The sequence below is a fragment of the Granulicella cerasi genome, assembly GCF_025685575.1.
Classification (GTDB): Bacteria; Acidobacteriota; Terriglobia; order Terriglobales; family Acidobacteriaceae; genus Granulicella; species Granulicella cerasi.
On sequence record NZ_JAGSYD010000001.1, the window covers coordinates 1275883 to 1297802 of the forward strand.

General features: G+C 59.0%; 24 protein-coding genes. 19 read left to right on the forward strand and 5 right to left on the reverse strand.

Annotated features, from left to right (window positions below; genetic code table 11):
• Positions 1-119: 119 nt before the first annotated feature.
• The 18 genes from rplP to OHL11_RS05385 all read left to right on the forward strand — a co-directional run bounded on the left by rplP (position 120) and on the right by OHL11_RS05385 (position 16192).
• Complete coding sequence (rplP, locus tag OHL11_RS05300; RefSeq protein WP_263370426.1) at positions 120-554, forward strand: 50S ribosomal protein L16; 435 nt, start codon at positions 120-122, stop codon at positions 552-554.
• A gap of 50 nt (positions 555-604) precedes the next feature.
• Positions 605-814: a 50S ribosomal protein L29 gene (gene rpmC, locus OHL11_RS05305; RefSeq protein WP_263370427.1), complete on the forward strand. Its 210-nt coding sequence runs from the start codon at positions 605-607 to the stop codon at positions 812-814.
• Positions 814-1149, forward strand: coding sequence for a 30S ribosomal protein S17 (gene rpsQ, locus OHL11_RS05310; protein WP_263370428.1), 336 nt, complete (start codon positions 814-816; stop codon positions 1147-1149). Before rpmC ends, rpsQ begins: the two co-directional genes overlap by 1 nt.
• A 45-nt stretch (positions 1150-1194) precedes the next feature.
• Positions 1195-1566: a 50S ribosomal protein L14 gene (rplN, locus tag OHL11_RS05315; protein WP_263370429.1), complete on the forward strand. Its 372-nt coding sequence runs from the start codon at positions 1195-1197 to the stop codon at positions 1564-1566.
• A 140-nt stretch (positions 1567-1706) separates the two neighbouring features.
• Positions 1707-2042: a 50S ribosomal protein L24 gene (gene rplX, locus OHL11_RS05320; RefSeq protein WP_263370430.1), complete on the forward strand. Its 336-nt coding sequence runs from the start codon at positions 1707-1709 to the stop codon at positions 2040-2042.
• 85 nt (positions 2043-2127) lie between these two features.
• Positions 2128-2676 (forward strand): 50S ribosomal protein L5, encoded by a 549-nt coding sequence (gene rplE, locus OHL11_RS05325; RefSeq protein WP_263370431.1) that lies wholly within the window; start codon positions 2128-2130, stop codon positions 2674-2676.
• 25 nt (positions 2677-2701) lie between these two features.
• On the forward strand, positions 2702-2887 hold the full coding sequence (locus tag OHL11_RS05330; protein ID WP_263370432.1) for a type Z 30S ribosomal protein S14: 186 nt from the start codon (positions 2702-2704) through the stop codon (positions 2885-2887).
• 227 nt (positions 2888-3114) lie between these two features.
• Positions 3115-3513, forward strand: coding sequence for a 30S ribosomal protein S8 (gene rpsH, locus OHL11_RS05335; RefSeq protein WP_263370433.1), 399 nt, complete (start codon positions 3115-3117; stop codon positions 3511-3513).
• Positions 3514-3603: 90 nt separating this feature from the next.
• Entirely contained in the window at positions 3604-4143 is a 540-nt protein-coding gene (gene rplF, locus OHL11_RS05340) for a 50S ribosomal protein L6 (RefSeq protein ID WP_263370434.1), read from the forward strand.
• A 110-nt stretch (positions 4144-4253) separates the two neighbouring features.
• Complete coding sequence (gene rplR, locus OHL11_RS05345) at positions 4254-4619, forward strand: 50S ribosomal protein L18 (RefSeq protein ID WP_263370435.1); 366 nt, start codon at positions 4254-4256, stop codon at positions 4617-4619.
• Between the two features lie 102 nt (positions 4620-4721).
• Entirely contained in the window at positions 4722-5228 is a 507-nt protein-coding gene (gene rpsE / locus OHL11_RS05350; RefSeq protein ID WP_317890624.1) for a 30S ribosomal protein S5, read from the forward strand.
• A gap of 88 nt (positions 5229-5316) precedes the next feature.
• Positions 5317-5502 (forward strand): 50S ribosomal protein L30, encoded by a 186-nt coding sequence (gene rpmD / locus OHL11_RS05355; RefSeq protein ID WP_263370436.1) that lies wholly within the window; start codon positions 5317-5319, stop codon positions 5500-5502.
• Positions 5503-5660: 158 nt separating this feature from the next.
• Positions 5661-6125 carry a 50S ribosomal protein L15 gene (rplO, locus tag OHL11_RS05360; RefSeq protein ID WP_263370437.1) on the forward strand — a complete coding sequence of 155 codons (465 nt, stop codon included), beginning with the start codon at positions 5661-5663 and terminating at the stop codon, positions 6123-6125.
• Between the two features lie 187 nt (positions 6126-6312).
• Entirely contained in the window at positions 6313-7728 is a 1416-nt protein-coding gene (secY, locus tag OHL11_RS05365) for a preprotein translocase subunit SecY (protein ID WP_263370438.1), read from the forward strand.
• A gap of 85 nt (positions 7729-7813) precedes the next feature.
• The gene (locus OHL11_RS05370; protein WP_263370439.1) at positions 7814-8518 is read left to right on the forward strand and encodes an adenylate kinase; all 705 of its coding nucleotides are present in this window, start codon (positions 7814-7816) and stop codon (positions 8516-8518) included.
• 119 nt (positions 8519-8637) lie between these two features.
• Positions 8638-9387 carry a type I methionyl aminopeptidase gene (gene map / locus OHL11_RS05375; RefSeq protein ID WP_263370440.1) on the forward strand — a complete coding sequence of 250 codons (750 nt, stop codon included), beginning with the start codon at positions 8638-8640 and terminating at the stop codon, positions 9385-9387.
• A gap of 453 nt (positions 9388-9840) precedes the next feature.
• The gene (locus OHL11_RS05380; protein ID WP_263370441.1) at positions 9841-12354 is read left to right on the forward strand and encodes an Ig-like domain repeat protein; all 2514 of its coding nucleotides are present in this window, start codon (positions 9841-9843) and stop codon (positions 12352-12354) included.
• A gap of 97 nt (positions 12355-12451) precedes the next feature.
• Positions 12452-16192, forward strand: coding sequence for a TonB-dependent receptor (locus OHL11_RS05385; protein WP_263370442.1), 3741 nt, complete (start codon positions 12452-12454; stop codon positions 16190-16192).
• A 129-nt stretch (positions 16193-16321) separates the two neighbouring features.
• On the opposite strand, the gene OHL11_RS05390 is transcribed toward OHL11_RS05385, so the two are convergent.
• Complete coding sequence (locus tag OHL11_RS05390; protein ID WP_263370443.1) at positions 16322-17257, reverse strand: S1/P1 nuclease; 936 nt, start codon at positions 17255-17257, stop codon at positions 16322-16324.
• A 151-nt stretch (positions 17258-17408) separates the two neighbouring features.
• Between OHL11_RS05390 and OHL11_RS05395 the strand changes: the two genes are divergently transcribed.
• On the forward strand, positions 17409-19025 hold the full coding sequence (locus tag OHL11_RS05395) for a VWA domain-containing protein (RefSeq protein WP_263370444.1): 1617 nt from the start codon (positions 17409-17411) through the stop codon (positions 19023-19025).
• A gap of 64 nt (positions 19026-19089) precedes the next feature.
• Here OHL11_RS05395 and OHL11_RS05400 read toward each other — a convergent pair whose 3' ends face one another.
• From OHL11_RS05400 to OHL11_RS05415, 4 genes are all read right to left on the reverse strand, one after another.
• Positions 19090-20052, reverse strand: coding sequence for an aldo/keto reductase (locus tag OHL11_RS05400; RefSeq protein WP_263370445.1), 963 nt, complete (start codon positions 20050-20052; stop codon positions 19090-19092).
• A gap of 80 nt (positions 20053-20132) precedes the next feature.
• Entirely contained in the window at positions 20133-20837 is a 705-nt protein-coding gene (locus OHL11_RS05405) for an inner membrane CreD family protein (RefSeq protein WP_263370446.1), read from the reverse strand.
• 52 nt (positions 20838-20889) lie between these two features.
• Positions 20890-21267 (reverse strand): transcriptional regulator, encoded by a 378-nt coding sequence (locus tag OHL11_RS05410; RefSeq protein ID WP_263370447.1) that lies wholly within the window; start codon positions 21265-21267, stop codon positions 20890-20892.
• Complete coding sequence (locus tag OHL11_RS05415; RefSeq protein WP_263370448.1) at positions 21260-21877, reverse strand: hypothetical protein; 618 nt, start codon at positions 21875-21877, stop codon at positions 21260-21262. The genes OHL11_RS05410 and OHL11_RS05415 overlap by 8 nt, the downstream gene beginning before the upstream one ends.
• Positions 21878-21920 lie beyond the last annotated feature (43 nt).

Here is a 21920-nt window from a genome sequence, read left to right on the forward strand (position 1 = left end):
CTCGTGCGGTCCAGTTCGCATCATTCGCTGGGCTCGTTGCTGTATGGACGGGCTCCCGGGCTTCGGCCTGGCAAGTTCCGGCGGGCCTTGTGCTCGTCGCTCAAGATAAGGATTAGGAAATGCTTTCTCCCAAGCGCGTAAAGTATCGCAAGCAACAGCGCGGCCGTATGACCGGCAAGGCGTGGCGTGGTTCCGACCTCGCATTCGGCGATTTCGGTCTCAAGGTTCTCGAGTGTGGCTACATCACCGATCGTCAGATCGAAGCGGCGCGTATCGCGATGACCCGCTTCATCAAGCGTGGTGGTAAGGTCTGGCTCCGCATTTTCCCGGACAAGCCCATTACCCGCAAGCCGGCCGAAACCCGTATGGGTAAGGGCAAGGGTGCACCGGATCACTGGGTAGCCGTTGTCCGTCCTGGCAAGATCATGTTCGAGATGGAAGGCGTTCCGGTCGATATCGCGCGCGAAGCAATGCGCCTGGCGACCAACAAGCTTCCGCTCAAGACGACCTTTGTGGTTCGTCCCGGTGTATCGACGGAAGTCGCCGCCAAGTAACGATATTTCGCGAGGCCTCTCGGGGCCCGCACCTTTTGAAGGAAACGATCATGGAACTCGATAAGATCCGCGGACTGAGCGACGCCGAGCTGAAGGCAGAAGAGACGAAGGTTGCAGAGCAGCTTTTCCGTATCCGCTTCGCCAAGAGCCTGGGTAAGGCTGAGGGCGTTGGCAACATCCGCTCGCTGAAGCTCGACATCGCACGCATCAAGACCATCGCCCGTGAGCGCGTGCTCGCGGCCAGCAAGGCAGGCAAGTAATGGCTGAAACCACTGTGACCACCACCCCTGAAGTGAAGGCGCACCGCGCTGAGAAGGTCGGCCTCGTAGTTTCGACGAAGATGGAGAAGACCATCGTTGTCGAGATCGAAATGCGCAAGGCTCACCCCAAGTACAAGCGTGTCATGAAGTCGAACAAGAAGTTCTACGCACATGACGAGCAGAACTCGGCCCGCGTGGGCGACATGGTCCGCATCCGCGAGACCCGTCCCCTGTCGAAGCTGAAGCGCTGGTCGCTTGAAGAGATCATCCGTCGCTCGTCGCTTTCGGCGCTTGCGGAAGAGAAGCCTGTCGCGGCTGAGTCGGCCACGAAGTAACGAGATAGCGCGGGCCGCAAGGCTCGCAGCGCAAGGAGAAATACCATGGCAGTTCAAATGCGCACCATGCTCGCCGTTGCCGACAACTCAGGCGCGCGCAAGCTTCAGGTGATTCTGCCGCTCGGCGGCGGCCTCGGTAAGAAGGCCGGCCTGGGCGATGTTGTGACCGCTGCGGTGAAGGAAGCTTCGCCGGACGGCACGGTTAAGAAGGGTAAGGTCGTCAAGGCGGTGATCGTGCGTACGCACAAGGAATACCGCCGCAAGGACGGCACCTACATCCGCTTCGATGAGAACGCGGCTGTGGTGATCAACGATGCGATGGAGCCGGTTGGCACGCGCGTATTTGGTCCGGTTGCCCGTGAGCTCCGCGACAAGAAGTTCCTCAAGATCGTGTCGCTCGCTCCTGAAGTCATCTAGTTGTACGTTCTGCGTTCTAAGTTGTAAGTCTTTACCTTGAACTTGCAACTTAGAACCTAGAACTGTTTCTGCGGAATCCGGCTCCGCGCCTCGTAAGAGGCAATGATTGCCGAGGCAAAACGAAAGAGAGTAGTAGAGCAATGGCAAAGATTCAGCGTAATGACCAGGTGATCGTGATTGCAGGCAACAACAAGGGCAAGAAGGCCCGCGTTCTCCGCGTCCTCACCGACAAGAACCGCGTTCTGCTCGAAGGCATCCAGGGCGACAACCTTCGCATGATCAAGAAGCATGTGAAGCCGAACCCCCAGACGGGCGCACAGGGCAGCATCCAGGAGTTGAACCCGACGGTTCACATCTCCAACGTGATGCTCCTCGATGCAGAAGGCAAGGCTTCGCGCGTCGGTTACACCATCGTCGACGGCAAGAAGGTTCGCGTGACCAAGTCCAACGGGCAGCAGGTCGCAGCGACGAAGTAGTGGGTATCGCGAGCCGCATGGCTTCGCAATTGAACACCTCACGAAACGGTAAACACTCCGGAACCGTGAGAAAGAGAGAAAAGAAATGGCTGCACGTCTGAAAGAGAAGTACGTAAGCGAGATCAAGGCATCGGTTCAGAAGGAACTCGGCCTTGCGAACGTAATGCAGGTGCCGAAGCTCGAGAAGATCGTCATCAACATGGGTCTCGGCGAAGCAACGCAGAACTCGAAGATGATGGATCCGCTCGTGGCTGATCTGGCTTCGATCGCCGGCCAGAAGCCGGTTGTGACGAAGGCGAAAAAGTCGATCGCTGCGTTCAAGCTGCGTGAAGGCATGCCCATCGGTGCGATGGTCACGCTGCGCGGCGAAGCGATGTACGAGTTCCTCGATCGTCTGATCTCGGTGGCTCTGCCCCGTGTGCGTGACTTCCGCGGTGTATCGTCGAAGAGCTTCGACGGCCGTGGCAACTATACGCTCGGTCTGCGCGACCAGCTGATCTTCGCTGAAATCGACTACGCGAAGGTCGACAAGACCAAGGGCATGAACGTCACTTTCGTGACGACGGCTCAGGACGACAACGGTGCGCGCACCCTGCTCAAGGCGTTCGGCATGCCGTTCCGCCAGGGCAACTAAGGCGAAGGATTAGGAGTAAAGAGAAATGGCTACTACTGCAAAGCGCGTCAAAGACGCACGCAAGCCCAAGTTCAAGTCCCGCGCACACAACCGCTGCCAGCTCTGCGGTCGTCCCCGCGCCTTCCTTCGCAAGTTCGGTATCTGCCGTCTGTGCTTCCGCTCGTTGGCGCACAAGGGCGAGATCCCGGGTGTTGTGAAGTCGAGCTGGTAATCAAGCTCGCAGAACTTTTGCGATGCGTCACTGTAGACGTATCGGCTGGTGCCCAGGGGCTTCCTGCTCTCGATAGAGTGAGTGAAGCCCTAGCCAAGCCCGGCAACGTAATCCGATGAAGGCTGATTCGCCCGTGCGATGATGCCAACGTCACCAACCATTCCCGCAGGTTCTTCCGGCCCGAACAGATTGACGGCCCGAAGCTAACGGGGAAGAAGGAAACGAAGATGAACCTGACTGATCCGGTAGCAGACTTCCTTACCCGCATCCGCAACGCGCACAACGCGCGTCACCAGAAGCTGGACGTTCCGGCGTCGAAGCTGAAGGCCGAGATTGCACGCATCCTCAAGGAAGAGGGCTACATCGCGAACTACAAGCCCGCTGAAGAAGATGGCCAGAAGGTGCTGCGCGTGTACCTCAAGTACGGCGCCAACAACGAGGCCGCTATCCGCGACCTGAAGCGTGTGTCGAAGCCCGGTTGCCGCGTGTATGTGGGCAAGGAAGAGATTCGCCGCGTACAGGGCGGACTCGGTATCGCTATCCTGACGACGCCCAAGGGCGTCATGACCGGCCGCCAGGCCCGTCGTGAGAACGTCGGCGGCGAGATCCTCTGCGAAGTTTGGTAACCCCTCGGGGCCTTCGGGCCCCATGCACCACCCGGCTGCAGTGGAACTCGCGTTGCGCGAGAGACTCGCAAGCCACCCAAAGGATTTGAAATGTCGCGTATTGGTTTGAAGCCGATCACCCTGCCGAAGACTGTGAAGTACACCGTGAACGAGGGCAACGTCCTCGTCGAAGGCCCCAAGGGCAAGGTGACTGCACTCATCCCGGCTGGCATCACGCTGGAAGAGAAGGACGGCATCCTGAACGTTGTTCGTGAGAACGACAAGCAGAAGGCTTTCCATGGTCTGACCCGCGCGCTGGTGTTCAACGCTGTCGAAGGCGTCACCAACGGCTGGAAGAAGGAATTGGACGTCATCGGTATCGGTTACCGTGTGGAAATGAAGGGCACGAACACTGTGGTGTTCACGCTCGGCTACTCGCACGTGATCGAGTTCCCGCTGCCGACCGGCATCTCGGTGACCATCGATCCGAAGCAGACGCACGTCACGGTTGAAGGTATCGACCGTCAGAAGGTGGGCCAGGTGGCCGCCGACATGCGTTCGCTCCGTAAGCCGGATCCGTACAAGAACAAGGGCGTTCGCTACTCGGATGAGAAGCTGAAGAAGAAGGTCGGAAAGACCGGCGCCAAGTAAATCTAAGAGGTTAGGCGCAGGGATGTGAGGAGACTCCAGCCTGCGCCGCCTCCTAACCGCACCGAACGTCGCCAGAGGCTGGCGACGCTATTAGGAAAGGAAGAATTCCAATGATCACGATTCCCAAGCGTAATGAGATCCGCCAGCGCGTCCACACGCGCATCCGCAGCAAGATCAGCGGTACCGCAGAGCGTCCGCGTCTGAACGTTTACCGTTCGCTCAACCACATCTACACCCAGCTCATCGATGATGCGAGCGGCGTCACCATCGCATCGGCATCGACCGTTGCCAAGAAGGGCGAGAGCCAGTCGGTAGGCGGCAACGTGGAAGCGGCAAAGGCTGTGGGCAAGCTCATCGCTGAGCGCGCTCAGGCTGCTGGCGTGAAGAAGGTTGTGTTCGATCGCGGTGGCTACCTCTATCACGGTCGCATCAAGGCTCTGGCCGATGCAGCTCGTGAAGCTGGCCTCGAGTTCTAATGCCTGGCCCGGGGCTTGCTGCCCTGGGCACGGTTTCACCCTGTAGTTGCAAGCCTCGGACCGGTGTGCCGAGGATGAAATATACAAAGAGAAGAGAAAATCATGGCAATGAAGCAGCGTATCGAAGCCGGCCGTCTGGACCTGAAGGACGAAGTCGTAGCAATCAACCGCGTGACCAAGGTGGTCAAGGGCGGTAAGAACATGTCGTTTGCGGCGCTCGTCATCGTTGGCGATCCGGCGCAGGGCGTGGTGGGCTACGGTTCGGGCAAGGCGAAGGAAGTTCCGCAGGCGATCCGTAAGGGCATCGAAGCGGCGAAGAAGAACCTGATCAAGGTCAACCTGACCGAGTACTCGATCCCGCACCCGACGCTCGGCCACTTTGGCGCAGGCGAAGTGCTGTTGAAGCCGGCTCCTGAAGGTACCGGTGTGATCGCTGGTAAGACCGTTCGTGCAGTGATGACCGCTTGCGGCGTGCAGAACGTGCTGACGAAGTCGCTCGGCACCAAGAACCCGCACAACGTGATCAAGGCGACCTTCGACGCTCTCAGCCAGCTCCGCGACAAGGCAGAAGTTGCTGCCCTGCGTGGTAAGTCGATCGACGAGCTCTAGGAAGCAAGGTTTCGGGCCCGGAACATCGGGCCCAGTAATACAGTTTTAGACTCTGGGCCTGGTATCTTGGGCCCTCTGGAGAAGAACAATGGCAGCGACCAGCACAATCAAGATCCAGTACTTCCGCTCGCAGATCTGCACGCCGGTGAAGCACAAGGCCGTCGTCAAGGGCCTCGGCTTTACGAAGCTGAACCAGATCGTTGAGCGCGAAGACACTCCGTCGATCCGCGGCATGGTGAAGAAGATTCCTCACCTCGTCCGTATCGTCGACTAATTGCGTGCTTTCGGCTTAGCGGCTAAGGCTGCTGTAAGCTGAAGGCAATCCCGCCACTCCACGAGTGGCCACAACATGCGAGTCGATGAAGCTCATCGGCCTTCGCCTCTTCTGAGAGGCAAAGCGCTAGAAGCTTCCTCGGCGTTAGCGAGGAAATTATGGCAAAGAATCTTTCGAACCTCCGTGCACCGAAGGGTGCCAATGCAAACAAGAAGCGCGTCGGCCGTGGTATGGGCTCGGGTATGGGTAAGACCTCGACCCGTGGTCACAAGGGCCAGGGATCGCGTTCGGGCTCGTCGCTGATGCGCGGCTTTGAAGGCGGCCAGATGCCCCTTCACCGTCGTCTGCCGAAGCGTGGCTTCACGAACATCTTCCGCACCGAGTACCTCGTGCTCGGTCTCGACAAGATTGCCGAGTTCGGCATCGCGGAGATCACCCTTGAGGTGCTGCAGGAGAAGGGCATCGTGAAGGGCCGCAACAAGCTGGTGAAGGTGCTCGCCAACGGCGAGCTGACCTCGGCTGTCACGGTTCACGCACACAAGTTCTCGGCTGCGGCTGCGAAGGCGATCGAAGCCGCTGGCGGCAAGGCGATCGTGATTGGCGCAGAAGCACCGGCTGCCTAAGTACGAAAAAGGGCCGGAGCAAGCGCTCCGGCCCTTTCTGTTTCAACCTTTGACGCGCGTTGCGAGTTCGCAGCGCGTTTCTCGCGTAGAATAGCTGCAAGATTCCAAGCCAGAAACCAAACGGGTCGCAACCTCAGGGCGACTGGCTGGCTCAAGCTTCAACTCCTGACGAAGGCACCACACCTCGATGCTCGAAAAGCTCCAAAACGTCTTCAAGATCAAAGACCTCCGCAACCGCATCTTCTTCACGCTCGGCCTGCTGGCTGTGTACCGTCTCGGTGCGCACATCCCGACGCCGGGTATCAATGCGGAGATGCTTGCCCAGTTCTTCAACCAGAACTCCGGCTCGGCGCTTGGCCTGCTTGATCTGTTCAACGGCGGCAACCTGCGCAAGTTGACGATCTTTGCGCTGGGCATCATGCCGTACATCACGGCGAGCATTATCTTCCAGCTCCTCACGGTGATCTACGAGCCGTTGAACAAGCTGCAGAAGGAAGGCGAAGCCGGCCGTCGCAAGATCACGCAGTGGACGCGTTACGTCACAGTGATCCTTGCTGTGGTGCAGAGCTTCTTCATCGCGCTGACGCTGACGAACACGCAGTCAGGCGCATCGATGGTGACGGTTTCGAAGACCTCGTTCGTTCCGCTTTGCATCATCACGCTGACCTGCGGCACCGCATTCATCATGTGGCTGGGCGAGCAGATTACGGAGCGCGGTATCGGCAACGGTATGTCGCTGCTCATCTTCACGGGTATTGTGGTCGGTCTGCCGAAGGGCATTCAGGACCTCTACGTGAAGTTCCACACGCAGGCATGGGGTGGTTTCACGCCGATCGCGATGGTGCTGCTCGTCGGCATGATGATCGCCGTCGTGGCGTTCATCATCTTCGTGGAGCGCTCGGAGCGCCGCATTCCGATCCAGGCTGCAAAGCGTACGACCGGTCGCGTAGCTGCTACGCCGACCTCGACCTCGTACCTGCCGCTGAAGGTGAACTCGGGCGGTGTGATGCCGGTGATCTTCGCGGCTTCGATCCTTTCGGCACCGCTGTTGCTGCAGAACATCTCGCTCTTCGGATCGGGTCCTCTGCGTGACAACAAGTTCCTCGGACCGATCTTTGTTGCGCTGCAGCCGGCTGAGCCCTGGTATGTCGTGCTGTACATCGCGGCGATCATCTTCTTCGCCTACTTCTACATCTCGATCATTTTCCGTCCGGACGATATCGCGGACAACATGCGCAAGTATGGCTCGTTCATCCCGGGCGTCCGTCCTGGTAAGCGCACGAGCGACTACATCAACGATGTGCTGACGCGCATCACGTTGGTGGGCGCGATCTACCTGATCGTGATCTCGATCATCCCGATGTTCCTGATCTCGGGTATTCACTTCAACCACCTGTGGCTGATCGGTCCGTTCTTCGACCGTCTCCCGGCGTGGACGACCAACGGCCTCGGCCTCAACTTCTACTTCGGCGGCACCTCGCTGCTGATCGTGGTCGGTGTGGCGATGGACACGGTGCAGCAGATCGAAGCTCAGCTGATCATGCAGCACTACGAAGGATTTGCGCCGAAGTCGGGACGCATCCGCGGTCGTCGTAGCTGGTAAAACACAACAGGTTCAGGACCCAAGGTCCAGGGTTCAGAACGCATTATGGTTCTGGACCCTGAACTATTTAGGAAACGATTGATCTATGAGCAAGCCACTTCCGAATGCGAACGATTTTCTTCCGGGCCCCATGCTGCTGCTGGGTGCGCCCGGCGTAGGCAAGGGCACGCAGGCTAAGCTGCTGATGGAAGAGTTCGGCATTCCGCAGATCTCAACGGGCGACCTGCTCCGCGAGCATCGCAAGAACCATACCCCGCTCGGCATGATGGCCGATGAGTTGATGTCCAAGGGCCAGCTCGTGCCGGACGATCTGGTGAACGATATGGTTGCCGACCGCTTCAAACAGCCCGACACCGAGCACGGCTACATCCTCGATGGTTACCCGCGCACGATTCAGCAGGCCGAGTGGCTGGATACGCAGCTGGTGGCGTATCAGCTGCCAGTGGTCGCGGTGAACATCACCGTGCCCGAGAAAATTCTGCTGGAGCGCATCACGGGGCGCCGCATTGCACCGTCGGGCAAGATCTACAACATCTACACGCATCCTCCGAAGGTGGAAGGACTCGACGACGAGACCGGTGAGAAGCTCGAGCAGCGCAAGGACGACACTGAAGAGGTGTTCCACGAGCGTATGAAGGCGTTTGAAGCGAAGACCGCGGCGGTGATCGAGTATTACCGCACGCATGGCGGCCGTTTTGCGGAAGTCGATGGCGATCAGCCGGTGGAAGTCGTCACGCAGGCGATCCGCGAAGCTCTGTTGAAGCTGCGCCACCATCCAGACGTAGCGTAAGAACCTGACGAAGAAGAGGTGTCGTAGGACGCATGACACTCCACGGGCGCGGTCGCCGCGCAAATTTTTTCAAGAACCTCGAACGGCTGGCAGATAGCTGGGAAAGACGCACGGAACGTATGGCAATTCAAATCAAGTCCTCAGCAGAGATCGAAAAGATGCGCATCTCGGGCATCGCGCTGCGCAAGGTACATGACGCGGTGAAGGCCGTCGTTCGCCCCGGCGCAACGACGATGGACCTCGAACGCGCAGCCGAAGCCAAGGTGAAGGAACTCGGCGTAAAACCCGCTTTCAAGGGCTACGGCGGCTATCCCGCGATCCTTTGCACTTCGGTGAACGAGCAGGTGGTGCACGGCATTCCGAACGACAAGAAGGTATTGAAGGAAGGCGATATCGTGTCGGTGGACTGCGGTGTTGTCGTCGATGGCTTCTTCTCGGATGCTGCTGTGACGCACAAGATTGGCAGCGTGAAGCCAGAGGTGGAGAAGCTGCTGAAGGTGACGGAAGCTTCGCTGTACGCGGCGATCGATAAGGCCGTTGTGGGCGGTCGTCTTTTCGACATCGGTCATGCAGTGCAGTCGATGTGCGAAGCCGAAGGTTATGGGGTTGTGCGTGAGTTCGTCGGCCATGGCATCGGTCGCGCGATGCACGAGGATCCGCAGGTGCCGAACTACGGCGATGCAGGGAAGGGACCTCGCCTCAAGGCGGGCATGGTTCTGGCGATTGAGCCGATGATCAACCTGGGCACGGACAAGGTGAAGGTGCTCGAGGACGGCTGGACGGCGATTACGACCGACGGTTCCTTCAGCGCTCACTTCGAGCACACGGTAGCGATCACGAAAGACGGACCGGTGATTCTTACGCTGTAATCCGTTGACGATGAGAGTAACAAGGCGGCGTGGCTTCGGCCAGCCGCCTTTCTGTTTGGGGGCTTCGCTGCGCGCTGTAAGTGCTTGCGAAGCTGTGAGTTCGGTGGGGACATTCTTGCGGATTGCTGCAAAATCGGGCATTTTGCCGCTTTCAGGCCATGCAATGTTTACCGTAGATTCTTCTATTTGTCGCGGAAGTTTTGATCGAAACATCGTGCACCGTGCTATCTTGGGTTCATCTGATCAGGAAGTTTTTTGCCTATACGCTCCAACGCGGCTGCGCGCTTGGATGCGTTCACATCTCCGGCTTTGCTCAGGGAAGACGGGATTCGATAAACGCGGTCGGTGGAGGCTTTCGCAAAGGCCTTATCGACCGCAAGGTTATTTTTCAGGAGTGCTGCTCTCGTGAGAGTTTCTTTCCGTTCGTTTGTACGCCGAGTGAGTCTTTTGTCTTTGGCGACGCTTTCCATGTCGGTCGTCGCGTCGGCCCAGACTGCACCCAGTCTGCTTCCCTCTACCGTCAAGCTGATTGCAGGTGGCGCAAGCGCGCCTACCGCCGCTGGCGGAAGCTGCCCGGTCTCTGGCAACATCGCGACTGACGCCTATGGCGATGGTTGTTTGGCCACAGAGATCCAGCTGGGCAATGTAGCTGCAGGTAACGCGAAGCCAGGTGCGCGCGCTGCAGTGATGGACATTCAGGGCAATGTCTTCTTCTCGGATTACAACAACAATCTGATTCGTCGCATTGATGCTGCGACCGGTATTGTGACTGCTGTGGCTGGGGGCGCTTCGACTGCGCCGACCGTTGGCACGGCTTGCGGCACCGGCATTGCGGTGGATGCGAAGGGCGACGGCTGCCTTTCGACGGCCGTTGTGCTGAAGGGACCGCTGGCGCTGGCGTTTGCCTCGAACGGCGACCTTTACTTCTCGGAAACTGCTTACTACGACGTGCGTAAGATCGCCGCCACCGGTGGCTTGATTCCGTCGACGGGTGGCATTATCACCAACGTGGCTGGTTACACGGGCGGTGCCACGTACGGTTATGTCGTCAGCAACTCGACGACGACTGTAATCGCTGCCTCGCAGAGCTATATCGACGAGCCCGCTGCTATTGCTTTCGATAACAAGGGCGATCTGTACATCGCTGAGCGTTACAAGAATGCTGTGCTGGTGGTGAACACCAACGCGACGGGCAGCAACACCGTGAACGGTGTCACCGTCGCTGCAGGAACAATCTGGCGTGTTGCTGGGGCTTACACGGGTCCGACTGATTGCGCAAACGGCACATCGGGTACGTATGGCTGCTCCTACGGCAAGTACACCGAAGGCGCGACCGCAACGGCCACGTTCCTCGACAACCCCTACGGTGTTGCGGCTGATACGAACGGAAACGTTTATTTCTCGAATGAGTACTACAACCAGCTTCCCGTCGTTTCAAGCACCGGCATTCTGACGACCTATGCGGGCACGGGCACGGGCAAGCTTCAGGCGAACACGGTCCGCGGCGCGGCGAATGCCACGGCAATCGGCAGCCCGTTTGGCGTTGGCGTCGATGCTCAGAACAACGTGTACTTCAATGACGCTACCGCCGGGATCATCTGGCGTGTAGATACCGGCTCGCAGCTGATGTATGCGGTCGCCGGTGGTGCAACGACCGTTTGCGCAGCAGCAACTGACACGCTTGGCGACGGCTGCACCGGTCTCAACGCGAAGTTCTATGCTGTCTCGAGTGGCAGCTACTCGAGCACGACCCTTCCCGCTCCTGGCCTTTATGGTCTGAACGTGGACGGCTACTCGGACGTTCTTGTGGGCGATACCGAGAACAACAATGTTCGCGGCGTCATGAGCGGAACGTACTTCGGTGCGATTGGCTTGACGAGCACGACGAACAAGGTGGTGATCCACTTTGCAAAGGGTGATTCTCCCGCCAGCTCTGGAGCTTATACGCTGGTGACGGGCAGCTCGGTCTTCACGCTCGGCACGGCAACCTGCGTGACGAACAGCGATACGACGCAGGACTGCACGCTCTCCATCGTTGCGAAGCCGACGGCTGTCGGATTCGCCAGCGGATCGTTCAAGGTGGTTTCGTCACTCGGCGGCACGGCAACCTTCCCGCTCGGCGTCACTGCGATCACGAGCAAGGTGACGACGACGGTGATCACGTCCAACCTGGTGAGCTGCTCCTCGACGGTGAACTACCCGACATCCACTTCGGTGACGCTGACGGCTACGGTGTCGGCATACGTGACGCCCGCAGGCACGGTGCAGTTCTACAACAACGGTGTTCCGATTGGCTCGGCCATTACGGTTAGCAGTGCAGGTGTTGCGACCTTGACGCAGACCTTCCCTGCGGGTACGAACGTGATCACAGCAAAGTACAGCGGCGATGCGAACACCAACCCTTCGACAGCAGCGGCGTACAACTTCACGACGGCAACGGGTACCTTTGGTTTGAGCGCAGTCAACGCTGGCCAGCAGAGCACTGTGACCGCTGGGCAGACGGCACTCTACAGCTTCAGCGTGCAGAACTCGGCTTACGTCGGCACACTGAGCTTCTCGTGCTCGGGTCTGCCTTCGGGAGCAGCTTGCATCTTCAACCCGTCGACGTACACGTTGGGCGCTTGCGACTCGAATGAGACGATCGCGCTGAACATCACGACCTCAGCCCGCCCGACGACGCTGAGCGGACTGACGGGACGTTGGGGTCTCGCGGCTGCCGCGGCTCTGGTGGCCTTTGGTATCGGGCTGCGCCGTCGCAAGATGGCTGGCTTTGGTGTGATGGCATTGGCGTTCGCTGCTCTCCTCGGCGCGGCCAGCATCACGGGTTGCTCAAGCACGATCAGCGACAAGTCTATCCAGACACCTGCCGGAACCTACTCGGTGACGGTCACAATTGCAGGAACTCCGACCGCGAGCGCGGCTTCGGGTTCTTCGCAGACCTTCACGCTTCCGCTGACGGTGAAGTAACTCGGCACCCGGGGCGGCAGCGATGCCGCTCCGGGAATCGCCATTCTTCCCGACGACCTTTTTGATTTCTGTTCTACCGCTTCAGGAGATTCACTGAATGTCCGTTACACTTCGCACGATCGCAAAATCACTTCTGGGTTGCGCACTCGTACTCGCACCGCTCGCTGTGGCGCCCCGCGCCAGCGTGGCGTTCGCCCAGTCCTCCACGAACGGCGCTATCGGTGGCACCGTTACTGATGCCAGCGGAGCTTTGCTTCCTGGCACCGTTATTACCATCAAAAGCCTCGATACCGGTGTGGTCCGCACATCCAAGACCAACTCCTCGGGCGAGTACCGTGTGTCTGAACTGCCTCCGGGCAACTACTCAATCACCTTCACCTCGGACGGTTTCCAGACGGCGATCGAGAAAAGCGTCGTCGTCACCGTGGGTGGCACAGCGAACGTGACCCCGAAGCTGCTCGCCGGTTCCGTGTCGGACAAGGTGGAAGTCTCCGCAGAACTGCCGCCGATCAAGACAGCTGGCGCGGACATCTCGACGACGATCGATCAGAACGCGATTGAGAACCTGCCGATCAACGGTCGTCGCTGGTCAGACTTCGCTCTGCTGACGCCGGGTGTTGTTTCGAACTCGGATGGCTTTGGCCTTCTCAGCTTCCGCGGTATCAGCTACCTGCTGAACAACAACACCGTCGACGGCGCTGACGATAATCAGGCGTACTTCTCGGAAGCTCGTGGCCGTACGCGTTCGGCATACACGGTGACGCAGGGCGCTGTGCAGGAGTTCCAGGTAAACACCTCGAACTACTCGGCAGAGTATGGCCGTGCGGCTGGCGGTGTTATCAACACGGTCACGAAGTCGGGTGGCAACCAGCTCCACGGTTCGACCTACTTCTACGATCGCGACAACGGCCTCGCTGGCGCATCGAATCCCTACACGCAGCTTTACAACTTCGATTCGAACACGGGCATTCACCCGCAGAACATCAAGCCGAAGGACTGGCGCAAGCAGTACGGTTTTGGTGTGGGCGGCCCGATCTGGAAGGACCGTATCTTCTGGTTCTACGCGTTCGATCAGCAGAAGCGTAACTTCCCCGGCGTTGCCCGAACGACCGATCCCTACGACATGTTCGCGCTGGCTGCGCCGACGCTCGGATCGTCGGAGACTTGCACCCGCGGCTTCAGCGTGTACAACGGCACGAACGAGCCGTGGAGCTACGGTGCTCCGCTGGCGTCTTACACGAACGGCACCGCGTACTCGTCTGGTGCTTTCAGCGTGACAGCGAACCTCTCGAACCCAACGACCACCGGCGGCGCGCAGTATCCTGTCGGCGCTACGTATCAGGGCAACTTCGGCGCCTGCGCTCTCGCAGCGGCGATCGCGCCTGCCACTGCCGCGGGCGCAGCGCTCCCGTACCAGCAGGCGGCTGCTTACTACAACCAGGGTCTTCAGGTTCTCTCGAGCTTCTTCGGTATGGTGCAGCGTTTCGGCAACCAGACCATCAACTTCCCGAAGCTTGATTGGCAGATCAACGATCGCAACCGCATGACGATCCAGTACAACCGTGTGCGTTGGGATTCGCCGAACGGTGTGCAAACGCAGACCTCGAACTTCTACGGTCGAGGCTCTTATGGCGACGACTTCATGAAGGCGGACGTCGGTATCTTCCGCTTCACCACGGTGTTGACGAACTCGCTCGTGAACAACTTCCTGGCGCAGTATGGCCGCGATATGGAAACAGAGTTCAGCGGCAATCGTCCCATCCAAAATGAGCTTGGTCTGCAGAACGCATTGCCGACCGGCGAGTGCTCGGCACCGCATGGCGGTCCTTGCCCGATGGCGGCTCCCGACATCAGCGTGGGGTATGGCTACGACGCGCAGGGTTTCGACGCTGGTACGTCTGCGCTCTTCAACCGCTATGCATTGCCGGATGAGCGTCGCCTGCAGTTGAAGGACGACATGACCTTCTCGCACGGGAAGCATATCTTGAAGTGGGGCCTCGACTATAACAAGGTCGGCGACTACATCAATAACCTCTATAACGGATACGGCACCTACAGCTACGACTGGGCTTACGGCTTCATTGGCGATTACCTGCACAAGACCGCAAGCCTGGGTGGAGCAACTTATGCTGGCGACGGCACGGCCCACACCTACACGTCAGCTTGCACTACGGGTAGCACCTGCCAGAAGAACGTGGGTCTCTACTCGAGCTTCAGCCAGGGCTTCACGGTTCCCGACGCGAACGGCAATGTCAACGCCGTGGGTGCAGGTGAACTGCTGACCACGCGTGAATATGCGGGCTACATTACGGACGACTGGCGCATCACGCCGAAGCTCACTCTGACGCTGGGCGTTCGCTACGAGTACCAGTATGTTCCTACGAATCCCACGCCGAATCCTGATCTCAACGGTCAGAACCAGACCTTCCTGACGTACGGCGTCAAGCCGAATACGTCGAACCGCCCTGACGACCGCAACAACGTTGCGCCACGCCTGGGCTTCGCCTACAACGTCTTTGGCGATGGCAAGACCGTGATCCGTGGCGGCTTCGGTATCTACTACGGTCGTATCGTGAACGCAAACATCGTGCAGAGCTTCCAGAACTCGGGCGGTCCGAACTCGCAGGTCAATATCTCGGGGATCTATCCGGATTACGCTGTGGCGAACGAGAGCGTCTGCCGTACGACGTTCCCGAACATCCAGACCTACGCGAATGCAAAGGCCTGCGCTGCTGCAACGACCACTGCCAGCTCACATCCTTCGGTTTCTTACCTCGATTCGAAGCTCGAGAATCCGCAGGTATACGAGACCGATCTGGATCTGACGCAAGACTTCGGTCATGGCTGGGTGGGGACGGTCACGTACATGGGTTCGTATGGTCGTAAGCTCGACAGCGCGAACGATGTGAACCTCAGCCTCAGCACCTTCTATGACAAGACTTATGTCGTGAACAACACGCCGCTCTTCCCCGCGACTCGTGCTCTCGCGCTGCCGCATGGCGGTCTGTCTGCTCCGCTGCCCTCGGGAACCGTGCCGGTTCGCGTGTACACGGGGTCGCGCCGTAATGCGAACTACTACCGTGTGCTCGATATTCAGTCGAACGTGAATACGAACTACAACGCGATCGCGTTCCAGCTGAACAAGCGTTATCGCAATGGTTTCTCGTTCCTCTCGAACTACACCTGGGCACATTCGCTTGATGCGAACCCCTACATCGGCACGGGTATTCCGAGCTTCAACATCCTCGACCCGAACGATCTGTCGAAGGAGTATGGCAACAGCTCGCTCGATGTTCGTCAGCGTTTTGTAACGGCGTTTAGCTATCAGCCGGTAACGCACTTCCACGGCTGGAAGGACTATGCTATGGGCGGCTGGCGTCTGGCTCCCGTGGTGCAGGCACAGACGGGCCTCCCGTACACGCCCTACATCTCGGGCTATCCGGGTGAGAGCGCGTCAGGTGTGCGTAGTGCGAATGGTGCTGGTGGTACCTCGGGTCGTATCGATGCGATCCACCGCAATCAGTACCACCGTCCGAACACCTACAAGGCCGATGTTCGCTTGAGCAAGAACTTCTACCTCAACAACATCAATCACCTTGGACTGGATCGCGCACGCTTTGAAGTGTTCGCCGAACTGTTCAACATCTTCAATCACCAGAACATCACGGGCGTACAGAACACCGCGTACTACTTGAATGCGGCCGCTGATTCGACGCAGGTGGGTGGTTATTTGGATACGCTGACGTTGCAGCCTAACTTCGGCACCTACACCAACTCCAATAGCAACTACACGTACACACCGCGTCAGTTACAGCTCGCGGTACGTCTGCACTTCTAAGCGCAGATTATTGTAAGCACGAAAGCAAGGGCGTCCTTCGGGACGCCCTTGCTCTTGGTGGGTGTGTCGGATAGGGACAAGAATAGGATCGGCAGCCACGATGGGCTGCCGATCCTATTTCTGCGGCTGTTATTGCTTTGGTTGATCTGCTGCGGGGGCGGAGGACGGCAATACCTGGCGTTGGTCGGCAGGCGCCGGTGTCACGCGCGTTGGGTCCTGCTCTGCAGGGTTGCCGAGGATGCGATTCAGCACTCGGGCGAGGCGGAGGCCGCCGAGAGCGAGCTCCGCGTCGATCACCTTGGTCTCTTCTGCCACATACTTGCTATCGAGAAGAGCTCCGTTCGGCGCATACGCGAGTGCAGCGTAGTGGTGCGAGACGTTGGCCCAGGTGGTGGGTTCGCCGCCGCTCATGCGTTCCCAGTTGTTCTCTTTGATTTCCTTCAGCAGCAGCGACGTGTACTTCTCGTTAGAGAGGCCGCGGTGCTCGAGGATCGACTCATCCCACACACCGTGCAGATTGCACTTGTAGTTGCCGCACTGGTTCGATCCGAGGAAGGCGACACGGATGCCGTTGCCGCCGCGGTCATCGCCGATAGCGTGCATCGGCTGGTGAATGTCGCCCATGAAGTGCACGAGGAACTTCAACGCATCGGCGCGCTGATCGGCTGAGAGTGTGTCGTCGCCGAGCTGGCCTTCGAAGAAGTTGATGCGATCGGTCACGCAGTCACGCCAGGGGCTCTTGGGGTTCTTCGGATCGAGTGGGCAGTCGCGGTCGCGGTCAAACTTGTCCGCGCTGCGGGGAATGTCGACGAAATGCCACGGCCCCGTTTCGGGGCGGTTGGAGCGGATTTCATCCGGCCACGACGCGATGTCCGAGATGCGCTGGCCCTTGAGCAGCGCGGCGATGGCAGCCTTGGTGGAGGGCGTGAGGTACGCCTCGGCCACGAGTGCGGTGATGCGATGACCATCGCGGCCCCAGGCCCAAGTGGGCTCTGTGGACAGGGCAAACATCAGCGTAACGACAGCGGCGCTGCGTGCGAAACGACGTAGTGTAGAACGGTTCATCCTGACTCCTCGCTGCGCGTGGTGTGGCTCTATGGTTCGGTTGTCGCAGCGTCGTACAGCCATGCTACCGATTCTCGATGTATTTGTGTGAAACTTACCTATTCCTCTCTGCGTCCTTTCTATCTTTGAGGGTTTTTCGAAAGAGGTTGCTGTGAAGCGCTCGTGGTTTGCGATGAATCGCCGTTCTGTGCCGAAGCTGCACGCGATGTTTGCTGTTGTCTTGACGCTGTGGCCCGCGTTTGCGATGGCGCAGCAGGATGCTGTGAGCACGCTGCGTGTGACTACGCGTCTCGTAGTGCTTGATGTCGTCGTGACGGACAAGAAGGGGCAGCCGATTACGGACCTCAAGCCGAGCGACTTCGAGGTTCTCGAAGATAAGGTGCCGCAGACCATCCGCAGCTTTGAGCCGCCATCGGCGCACGCTCTGCCTGCGACGCAGATGACACCCGAGCAGGCGAAGGCGGAAGTCTATGACCCGGCGAAGCCTGCAAACTTTGGCCAGACGTCGGTGAACATCCTTGTGCTGGACCAGCTGAACACGCACTTTGCGGATAGCTCTTTCGCACGTCGGCAGATGAAGGATTATCTGCAGAGCCAGAGCGAAGTTCTGGCGCAGCCGACGACGCTGCTGGTCGTGTATCAGGACCACTTCAAGCTGCTGCAGCAATTCACGCGCGATCGTGCGAAGTTGTTGACCGCGTTGGCGAAGGCCCCGGTGAACTACTCGTGGGAGTACGAGATGAAGGGCAAGGCAGACAACGGCCCCGTCACGCGACTCGAAACGACCGTTCGCGCGTTGCAGGAGATGACGCAGGTGTATGCGCCTGTTCCTGGCCGTAAGAATGTGATCTGGGTTGGTGGCGGTTTCCCGTCGCTCGATCCGGAGTCGCTGGCGAACAATGATCTGCGTGAAGTGCAAGAGACGATGAAGCACGTCATCAACCAGCTTGTCGATACGCGGATGACGCTCTATGCGGTAGATCCTACGAGCACGGCTGCTGGCATGACGGAGCTGACGGACTTCCAGCAGATGGCATTCGCACAGTTGTCGGGTGAGCTGTCGTCCGCTCCTGTCGACCCTGTCGACAACGACGCGGATTTCGATTCGCTGAGTGCGCTGACCGGTGGTCGCGTGATTCGCAGCATGAACAACGTGGCCAAGCAGATTGCCTTGAGCGTGGACTACGGCACGCAGTTCTACACGATGAGCTACTCGCCGACGAACAAGAGCGATACCGCAACGAAGTTCCGCAACATCAAGGTGATTTGCAAGCGGCCTGATGCGGTGGTGACCACGCGCAAGGGCTACTACACCGGAGCAACGCCGAAGGACAACGTGAAGCAAGAGCTCGCGTATGACCTCAGCACGGCGGCTACGAGCTCACAGCCGATGAACGGCCTGAATGTCACGGTGGACCGCAACACCTCGGTGGCGGTGTTGAACGATGAGTGGATCATTCGTGTGCAGGCACCCGCACTTACGTGGACACCGCAAGAGGATGGCTCGTCGAAGGCCGACGTCACGGTGATGGCCGTGTCGCTGGATAAGAAGGGCAGGCCGCTCGGTCACCTTGCGAAGGGCGGCTCTGCTACAGCGAAGGCTGGCGTCAATCTGCGTGATGCGTCGAAGTACGCCAACTTCGATTTCACGGCGGAGCCTGCTGCGAAGGCCGTGAAGATACGCTTCGTTGTTCGCGACAACACGAACGGCCGCATGGGCACATTCGATGTGTCGCTGAAGGACGATCGCCGCAACAACGAAGAGTAGTGCATCTAGAGCAATGAGAAAGCCCAGCCATCGTGGCTGGGCTTTCTTGTTGGCATGAGCCGAGCTATTCGTTGCCGGCGATGAAGTCGTTGATCTCTGCGTACTCCGCATCCGTCAGCGCGAAGGTGAGTGCGGGCTTTACGCCGTCAATCTGATTGGCATTGCGGCCGCCCACAATCGCAGCGGTGATTGCGGGGTTGTGCAGCGTCCACGCGGTGGCGATGACACCTGCGATCACTCCGTGACGCTCGCCGATCTGCTTCATCTTCTCCGCGAGAGCGAGGTTCTTGGAGAGCTGTGGCTCCTGATAGTTCTTCGCGCGCTTGCGGAAATCGGTGTCAGGTAGCTTAGCTGCGCGTTCCTTAGTCATCGCACCAGTGAGCAGGCCGGAGTGCATCGGGGCATAGTTGATGACGCCGATGTTCTGCTCGAAGCAGAAGGGAAGGTTCTCTGCTTCGTAGGTGCGATTGATGGCGGAGTATGGCGGCTGCTGCGAGGTAATCGGTGCGATGAGCTGCGCGCGCTTCATCTGCTCGACGGAGAAGTTCGAGACGCCGATGTAGCGCACTTTGCCTTCGCGTTGCAGGTCTGCCATCACCTGCCAGCCCTCTTCGATCTCATCGTCGGGCACGGGCCAGTGGATCTGATAGAGATCGATGGCGTCGATGGCGAGACGCTTGAGGCTGTCTTCGCACTCCTGACGAATCTTTTTCATCGACTGTACGATCTTGCGGTCTTCACCCCAGGTCATCGCGCATTTGGTGAAGATGTACGGCTTGGTGGAGGCTGTCTTCAGCGCCTTGCCGACGATCACTTCGGAGTGTCCGAGGCCATAGACCGCAGCGGTGTCGATCCAGTTGATGCCGACATCGATCGCATGATGAATCGCGGCGATGGAGTCGTTGTCATCCTGCGGCCCCCATCCATGCGCCCAGTCGTCGCCGCCGATGGCCCATGCGCCAAAGCCGATGCGCGTGAGATGCATATCACTATTGCCAAGCTGTCGAGTATGTGTGTTCGTGCTCATGCTTCTTAGGATGCTCGAGGGATGGCGATGGTTCAAGCCTCGGCGGCGAATATCGTCGCTGCCGAGGCCCACGTGACACGCTAGTCAAGCCATGATTCCCGCGGTGCGCTCGCAGGAGATGTCTGTGCCTCTTGAAAGCCCATGCTGTACCAGTCGAGGTGGCGGGTGAAGTACATGGTGGCGGCTACGGCGGCGAAGCTGGTGACGGAGCCGATAAGCAGGGCGTAGTCGCCGAGTCGGAGCAGCGCGTAGATGAAGAGGTAGAGCGTGGTGAAGATAGCTGCGGCACGGCTGGCGTATTGTGCCCCGCCGAAGATCCAATGAACGTACATGGAGAAGAGCGCGATCGTCGCCGAGCCCGCGATCATGAAGGCGAGGTCGAAGCCGATGTGTTCAGAGAGTGAGAGCAGCAGCAGGTAGAAGATGACTTGTGCTACACCGACGAGCGCGTATTGCGCAGGATGGATGCGCTTGCTCGTGGTGATCTCGAAGATAAAGTAGGTGAGGAAGACGAGGCCGAGGAAGAGCGTGATGTATTTCAGCGAGCGGTTAGTGGAACGATAAGAGTCGACCAGTCGGATGCCAAGTACAGTAGTGGGCTTCGCTTCGATGCGTTGGTTGTTCTCCCAGTGAGCCGCGAGTCCGTGTGAGTCGTTGCGATCGTCGACCATGCTGCTGATCATGAGGCCCGGGATGCTCATGATCAGCGCCAGTGCGGCAATCACGAAGAATTTCATGCCAAGCGATCGTTTCTGCAATACGGGTGGAGTGGAAAGCAGGTTCATCGGTGCGTCTCCTGGGGTGAACTTTGTAATGCAAAGTGAGAGCGCAAAAAAATTACGCTTTCAGACTCGATAGCTTGCTGCGATGCTTCTCTGCAGGAGCGGACTTCGCAGCCTTCTGCGCGTCCTTGATGACCTGCTCGAGCGTGTCGAGGTATTGCAGGTAGCGCTTGCGGCCGGTGGCGGTAATGCGGCAGACAGTTTGCGTGCGAGGGCCTTCGTCACTCTTGATGATCTTCACCATGGCGTCTTCTTCGAGCACTTGCAGATGACGCGCGAGGTTGCCATCGGTGAGGTTACAAAGGTCTTTGAGTTCGACGAAGGTAAGTCCGTCCTTGTGTGTGAGAAGGGATGTGAGCACGCTGAGGCGTGCGCGCTCGTGGATGATGCGGTCGAGGCCTTCGTAGGCGAAGCGGGATTCTTTCTCAGGCATCTTGATCTGTCGTTTCTGCGGTAGTGATGCGGAGGATGAGGGCGATGAGCAGTTGGCCGAGGGTGAAGCTGACGGTCATCGTCCAGGGAGCAAGCGCCCGTGCGTCTGCGAGGGAGAGGCAAAGGAGCCCTGTGGTGAGGAACCATGCGCCTGCAGCGAACAGCGCGCGCGGAAGAAAGCGGCACGAGGAGAAGACGCCGAGCGCGTAGAGGATCTGCCAAAGGCCGGGGAGCATCCACGCGCTGCCGGGCACACAGCGGGCGAGCACGAGCGTGAGGGCGATGCCTGCGATGAGCGCCGGCAGAAACTGCTCGGCGGCGAGGCGGATCATCTCTTGCTCGAGGCCGGAGTGATGGCGGCGCGTGCGGGTCTTTGTGCTGATTGCCATGAGCAGCAGCGAGCAGAAGGCTACTGCGCTCCAGAGCGTGATGTAGCGCGAGGGGTGATGTGTTGTATCGGGGATAAAGTGCGACTGTGCGCCGCCACCGATGAGTGCAAAGCCTGCCGTGGCTGAAAGCGTGAGTGGGCCGTATCCGCGGAAAGCGGTAGTCTCCGCCATCTGACGGCGGATGTTGCGAATGTCACCGAGGGCTCGATAGAAGTCGTTCATTCGTGATCCACTTTGCGATGCAAAGTCAGCGTAGACTTTGCAT